Here is a 5,964-nt window from a genome sequence, read left to right as displayed (position 1 = left end):
GGGCCGTCTCCGCCGAGGGAAGTGCCGGTGCGAGGGGGCACTTCGTCCGCAGCGGGCAGGGCCATGCCGTGCTTTGTTGCGAGACCAAGGTGGGCGCCTCCGGGCGGTCGAGCCTCAGGGAGCGCAGGTCCTTCGTCAGCGAGCCGCGCAAAGCCGTGCCGGTCACGGTGGAGCACGACATGAGCGGCCAGAGGCGTACCATGGGCACCCGGATGAGCGAGTTGGTGGACCATGGAGGGCACCGTGACGCGCCAGGCGCGCAGGGCAGGCTGGCGTTTCCGGAGGGGCGCGTCACCAGGCGGTTGCCTGGGGGCTGACCTCGCCACCGGGACGAGCCACGCAGCGCTGGGGTGCGACGGGGCGGGTCGAAAGGCACTGACCCGACAGGTCGGCAGAGCCCCTTGGGCGGGACTGGATCCGGCGGCAATGCGCTGCGGTTTGCCGCCGCGTGGGAAAGATGGGCGAAGCCGGACACCGGGCGATCCGGTGCTCAGCCAGAGGATGGTCGGCGCGAGTCGTGGACAGGGCGGTCTCGCGCGTGGATCGGCAGGCATTGCGACAGGCTGAGGGTGGGGCAGGCTCCGCGGCCAAGCCAGTGCAGGTCGCAGGTCGGGAAGGTGGACTGGTGCCCAACCGGGGCTGTCCCTTGGGGACTGAAGCGACCGTGCCGACGCTGCGATGCGGCGCGCGTTCGGGTGGAGGCGGGCAAATGTTGCGAAACGATGTCGGCGGTAGCGGGCCATGGCGTGAGGCCCGACACGGCCATCACCTTTGGGCCACCCCGGGACGGGCACCGCGATCCGGATCGCATGGGGCGTTCGTGGCATACCCAGGATGCGGGCTCTTTGACTTGGAAGCGGACAGGCGGTGCGAGACGAGGAAGGCGGGCTCGGCGCAGTACACGTCATGCAGGGCGGGGCAACCGCACGTGGCCGGCTCTGCCATGCCTTGCGCGTCTGTGGCGCGTCATGGCAGAGCCGGCCACGGCAGGTGTGATCAGGCCTCGGTGGCGGTCTTTTCTTCGATCCAGACGATCAGGCGACGTACATTGACGTCCAGCCAGACCCGGCCCTCGTCGACGACCCCGACATAGCTGCGCATGGCAGGCTCGGCCGGCGGGAAGCCCTGGGCGATGCGGGGGGCGTTCACATAGACAAGCACCGCGATCGCCGCGAGGAAGATCGGCAGGGTGAATCCCCGGCGGAAGCTGCGGCGCGCTTCGGGATCGGGGGTGTCGTAGTCCTCTTCCGGCTCGGGCTTCTGGCCGCGACTGCGCAGGGACGAGTTGATCTCTTCGATATCGGGCAGGAGATCCCGGCGCGACGTTGCATTGCTCTCGGCCTCGTCCTTCTGCCCACGCAGACGCGCCATCCGGGCGCGTGCCTCGCGCTCGCGGCGCTCTGCGTCGGTTTCCTCGCGGGCGGGGGCGGGCGGGGGCGTGGGCGCCGGATCGCTCAGACCCAGTTCGGGCTGGCTTTCGAGGCCGCCGCTTTCCTGGGCCCGGACGCGGGCCTCGTGCTCGGCCTCCTCGCGCAGGACCTCCTTCACGGAGGGGTCAAGTTCGCGGCGGCGCGGTGCCTGGGCCATCGCCGCGGCCTCGTGATCGTCGTCTTCCGACCAGCTCTCTTCCATGATGGCGGAGAGACCGGCGTCGCTCTCTTCGGCAGCGGGCTGGGGGGCTGCCTGGTCGCCTCCGGCGGCGGGGGCGGCCGGGCGTTGCGGGCGGCGGGGCGCGACCCGCGGGCTGGCCGCGGAGACACGATCCGCAGCCGCGGCAGGGCGATCCTGGAACCAGGTGTCGCCGCAATTGGAACATTGCACGTCGCGACCGGCCGGCGGGATCACCGCGTCCGGCACCTCGTATTGAGCTCCGCAATTCGGGCAGGTCAGTCGCATCGGGCCCCATCCCAGTCACGTGCCGGAGCGCCCTCAGGCACCTGTCCTCCGGCTCTGGAGGCTACCATATGTGGATCGGCGGAGGCGGAAAAGTGCTATTTCCGCCCTGTGCCGCGATTGCATCGGCGGTCCCGATCCTGCAAAAGGATAAGGCAGTCGCGGGGGCCTATGTGATCGAACTGGACAATCTCGCCTATTCCTACGGCGGCGGAGAGTTGCTGAGCGACATCTCCCTCAGGCTCACGCCCGGGTCCTTTCATTTCCTGACCGGACCGTCGGGGGCCGGCAAGACGACCTTCCTGAAGCTGTGCTACGGGGCGCTGGTGCCGACCGCCGGGCATGCCGTGCTGTTCGGCAAGGACGTGCGCCAGATGGACCGCGACGAGATCGCCGAGATTCGCCGGCGCGTCGGCGTGGTGCACCAAGATTGCCAGTTCCTGGACCACCTGAGCGTGGCCGAGAACATCGCCTTGCCGCTGATGGTCTCGGGGCGTGACGTTTCGGCGGAAGACCAGAACCTGAAAGAGCTGATCGCCTGGTGCGGCCTGACCCATAGGGCCGAGGCGCGCCCGCCCGAGCTGTCCGGGGGCGAGCGCCAGCGCGCCGCCCTGGCCCGTGCGGTGATCATGTCGCCCGACATCATCCTGGCGGACGAGCCGACGGGCAATGTCGACTGGGAGATGTCCGAACGCCTGCTGTCGCTGCTGGTCGAGCTGAACCGCATGGGCAAGACGGTGATGATCGCCACGCACGACCTGGGCCTGATCCGCGCCGCCAAGACCCGGGTGCAGGCACGGGTGCTGCGCATCGCCAAACGTCGGCTGCAGCTTGCGGGGGCCGACCTGTGAAACTGCTCTCTCCCGCCGTGCTGCTGCGCGGCGAACCCCAGGCTGACCGCGTGGTGCCGCCGACCGGCTTCACCGCCCGGCTGACCCTCTTTGCCGCCGCTGCCATGACCTTCCTGGCGGTCTTCGCCCTGGCGTTGTCGCTGGCCACCGGACGCCTTGCCTCGAACTGGAGCGAGGAGCTGGCGCGCAGCTCGACCCTGCGCATTTCGGCCCCGGCCGAGCAGGTCGCGGCGCAGACCGAGGCCGCCTTGCAGGTGCTGGCCACGACTGGCGGCGTGGCGCGGGCCCGGGCGCTGAGCCGCGAGGAACAGCAGGCCCTGCTGGAACCCTGGTTCGGCCCCGACCTGCCGGTCGACAGCCTGCCGATCCCGCAGCTGATCGAGATCATCGAGGACGCCCAGGGCTATGACCCGGACGGGCTGCGCCTGCGCCTGGCCGCCGAGGTGCCGGGTGCGGTGCTCGACGATCACGGCCGCTGGCGGCGGCCCCTGGTCAAGGCGGCGGGGCGTATCCGGGCCCTTGGCCTGCTGTCGCTCCTGCTGATCGGTGGCGTGATGGGGGCGATGATCACTCTGGCCGCGAACTCGGCGCTGGCGGCCAACGGGCAGGTGATCGCCGTGCTGCGCCTTGTCGGGGCGCGGGATGATTTCATCGCCCGGGCCTTCGTGCGCCGCTTCACCTTCCGCGCCTTCTGGGGCGCCGCACTTGGCATGTTCCTTGGCCTGGCCGCGCTGCTGGCGCTGCCCGAGGCCCAGGCCGAGGGCGGCTTCCTGACCGGGCTGGGCCTGCGCGGCTGGCACTGGATCTGGCCCTTCTTCCTGCCGCTTGTCGCGGCGATGGTTTCCTTCCTGGCCACCGGCGCCGCCGCGCGCCGCATGTTGCGGAGACTGGCATGATGTCTGGCACGACCACTGGCATGACCTCTGGCGTTCAATATCTGCGTTCGCTGATCTTCGTCATCCAGATGTATCTGATGATGCTGCTCATGGGCCTGGCCTTCCTGCCCTGGACGCTGTTCGACCGACGCGGTGCCTATGTCGGCGCGCGGACTTACTGCCGATACGTCCGCCTGACCTTGCGCCTGATCTGCGGCACCCGTACCGAGGTGCGGGGCAAGATCCCCGAAGGCGAGGTGCTGATCGCCTCCAAGCATCAGAGCTTCCTCGATATCATCCTGATCGTCTCGGTGGTGAAGCGGCCGAAGTTCATCATGAAGGACAGCCTGCGCTTCGCCCCGATCCTCGGCTTCTACGCCCTGCGCCTGGGCTGCGTGCCGGTGAAGCGGGGCCGCCGGTCCGAGGCGATCCGCGACATGATGGCCGGGGTGACCTCGGGCAAGGCGCCTCCGGGGCAGCTGATCATCTATCCGCAGGGCACCCGCGTGGCGCCCGGCGCCATGGCCGACTACAAGGTCGGCGTGGCCGCCATCTACGAGCAGACCGGTCAGCATGTCATTCCCGCGGCGACCAATGTCGGCCTGTTCTGGCCACGCTCGGGCGTGCTGCGACAGCCCGGCCTGGCCGTGGTGGAATTCCTGCCCGCCCTGGCCCCCGGCCTCAAGCGCGAGGATTTCCGCAGCCAGTTGCGCCAGATTATCGAGACGCGTTCGGACGCGCTTTTGGAAGAGGGAAGGGCAAGCCTGTGAAGTTCCTGGAAAGCATGGGGGATCTGGAAGAGATCTACGGCACGCCGACGCCGGCCTCGACACGCAAGGTGGCGCACCGGATGACCGAGGATTACCGGGCGTGGATCTCCCGCGCGCGCTTCTGCGTGGTCTCGACCGTGGGCCCCGAAGGCGCCGACGGCAGCCCGCGCGGCGACGATGGCCCGGTGGTGCGAGAGCTGGATCCCGTCACCCTCGCGCTGCCCGACTGGCGCGGCAATGACCGCATCGACACGCTGCGCAACATCGTGCGCGATCCGCGCATGGCGCTGATGTTCATGATCCCCGGTTCGAACAACGTGGTGCGGGTCAACGGGCGCGGCCGTGTCACCGCCGACCCCGACCTGCTGGCCAGCTTCGAGTTCAAGGGCCGCCAACCGCGCACGGTGGTGGTGCTGGAAATCGACGAGATCTATTTCCAGTGCGCCCGTGCGGTGATGCGTGCCGGTCTCTGGGCCGGGCGGGACGAAAGCGAGGGCCTGCCGACGCCGGGTCAGATCCTGTCGCGGATGACCGAGGGCGAGGTGGGCGGCGAGACCTACGACCGCGACTGGCCCGAGCGCGCCGCCAGGACCATGTGGTAACGGTCAGACGCTTGCCACCCGCGACGGCCCGTCGGACAGGCCATGCCGGATGGCGGGCGCAAGATCGGCGTTCGATCGGGTGCGGGCGATGAAGGCGTAGTAGCTTTCTCCGGGGCGGGCGAGGCGGCGATAGTCCTCGTTCAGGGCGGCCTTGGCGCGGAAGACCCCGGCGCAGGCCGCGCGCATGGCCCGGGGAATGTCTCCGGCGCCGGCCTCGATCTCTGCGATATGGCTGCGATAGGCCCGCGCCACGCGGTCCGTGAACCCCGAGGCCGCGGTGACCGATGTCGTCCCGAGGCGGAGCTGGTAGGCCCTGCGGCCAAGCGGCGCGCGGCCTCCCAGCCGGGACAGCAGCTCTGCCGCGTGCCGCACATCCTGCGAGGGATGCGCCGTGAAGGGGCGGGCCTGGGCGCGGGGCAGCAGCGGATGGAAGCTGGCGCCCTCGGTCCCCAGATCCTCCAGCGTCAGTTGGTGGCGCCCCGCGGGCAGGCGCAGGATCTCCTGCTCACCCTCCAGAACCGAGGTCAGCCCGAAGGCTGCCCCGCGCCGCTGCGCCAGTGGCAGCAAGGCGGCAAGGTAGCCTGGTTCCCATGTGTCATCGGCGTCGAGGAAAGCGATGAAGCGGCCGCGCGCCTGCTGCAATGCCCGGTTGCGCGCCGCGCCGGGGCCGGACGCCCGCGGGCCGCAGGGCGTGGCCGAGACACGCAGGCCCGCCGGTACCATGTCGCGATAGTCTTCGCCGTCATCCGAGGCCAGGACGTACCTCGACCTGATCGGGGGGCAGGCCGGCTTGCAGGATCGAGGCGAGGGCACGGGGCAGGGTGCCGCGGGCCTTGTAGACCGGAAGAATGACCGAGACGTCTGGCCTGGGCATGGGCTTTCCCTGTCGCTTGTCCAAGGATAGTACGCGCCCGGCGGTGGAACAGATCAACTTAAGGAGTATGTGGCTGCCGGCGTGCTGCCGCCGGCGCGC

The 5,964-nt window shown here is 69.8% G+C and carries 7 protein-coding genes; 4 read left to right on the top strand and 3 right to left on the bottom strand.

Translation table 11 applies throughout. The annotated features are described in order from the left end of the window. Positions 1-996: 996 nt before the first annotated feature. Positions 997-1,896 carry a zinc-ribbon domain-containing protein gene (locus OS124_RS0109175; protein WP_029375311.1) on the bottom strand — a complete coding sequence of 300 codons (900 nt, stop codon included), beginning with the start codon at positions 1,894-1,896 and terminating at the stop codon, positions 997-999. Positions 1,897-2,066: 170 nt separating this feature from the next. On the opposite strand from OS124_RS0109175, the gene OS124_RS0109170 reads away from it, so the two are divergent. Genes OS124_RS0109170 through OS124_RS0109155 form a run of 4 tightly spaced genes read left to right on the top strand, consistent with a single transcriptional unit; the run spans position 2,067 to position 4,991 of the window. Then, positions 2,067-2,744 (top strand): cell division ATP-binding protein FtsE, encoded by a 678-nt coding sequence (locus OS124_RS0109170; RefSeq protein WP_010139235.1) that lies wholly within the window; start codon positions 2,067-2,069, stop codon positions 2,742-2,744. Next, positions 2,741-3,640, top strand: a complete 900-nt coding sequence (locus tag OS124_RS0109165) for an FtsX-like permease family protein (protein ID WP_010139234.1) — start codon at positions 2,741-2,743, stop codon at positions 3,638-3,640. Before OS124_RS0109170 ends, OS124_RS0109165 begins: the two co-directional genes overlap by 4 nt. After that, positions 3,637-4,389 (top strand): lysophospholipid acyltransferase family protein, encoded by a 753-nt coding sequence (locus OS124_RS0109160; protein WP_010139233.1) that lies wholly within the window; start codon positions 3,637-3,639, stop codon positions 4,387-4,389. The genes OS124_RS0109165 and OS124_RS0109160 overlap by 4 nt, the downstream gene beginning before the upstream one ends. Positions 4,390-4,403: 14 nt before the next feature. Further along, a complete protein-coding gene (locus OS124_RS0109155) occupies positions 4,404-4,991 on the top strand; it encodes a pyridoxamine 5'-phosphate oxidase family protein (protein ID WP_443189681.1) in 588 nt (195 codons plus the stop codon). A 3-nt stretch (positions 4,992-4,994) separates the two neighbouring features. Here the strand turns inward: OS124_RS0109155 and OS124_RS27950 are convergent, their stop codons facing one another. Together OS124_RS27950 and OS124_RS27390 are read right to left on the bottom strand one after the other, a co-directional pair. Continuing rightward, a complete protein-coding gene (locus OS124_RS27950) occupies positions 4,995-5,714 on the bottom strand; it encodes a glycosyltransferase family 2 protein (protein WP_010139231.1) in 720 nt (239 codons plus the stop codon). 19 nt (positions 5,715-5,733) lie between these two features. Beyond that, positions 5,734-5,865: a glycosyltransferase gene (locus OS124_RS27390; protein ID WP_168161455.1), complete on the bottom strand. Its 132-nt coding sequence runs from the start codon at positions 5,863-5,865 to the stop codon at positions 5,734-5,736. Positions 5,866-5,964: the final 99 nt, after the last annotated feature.

The sequence above is a fragment of the Oceanicola sp. S124 genome (assembly GCF_000220565.1).
GTDB lineage: Bacteria > Pseudomonadota > Alphaproteobacteria > Rhodobacterales > Rhodobacteraceae > Pseudooceanicola.
Note: the sequence above shows the minus strand (reverse complement) of the source record. Positions and strands in the feature narration are given on the sequence as shown.

Excerpts from the sequence above, each read along its gene's own strand:
- OS124_RS0109160 (WP_010139233.1), top strand. The coding sequence starts at position 3,637 with ATGATGTCTGGCACGACCACTGGCATGACCTCTGGCGTTCAATATCTG.
- OS124_RS27950 (WP_010139231.1), bottom strand. The coding sequence starts at position 5,714 with ATGGTACCGGCGGGCCTGCGTGTCTCGGCCACGCCCTGCGGCCCGCGG.
- OS124_RS0109155 (WP_443189681.1), top strand. The coding sequence starts at position 4,404 with ATGGGGGATCTGGAAGAGATCTACGGCACGCCGACGCCGGCCTCGACA.
- OS124_RS0109175 (WP_029375311.1), bottom strand. The coding sequence starts at position 1,896 with ATGCGACTGACCTGCCCGAATTGCGGAGCTCAATACGAGGTGCCGGAC.
- OS124_RS27390 (WP_168161455.1), bottom strand. The coding sequence starts at position 5,865 with ATGCCCAGGCCAGACGTCTCGGTCATTCTTCCGGTCTACAAGGCCCGC.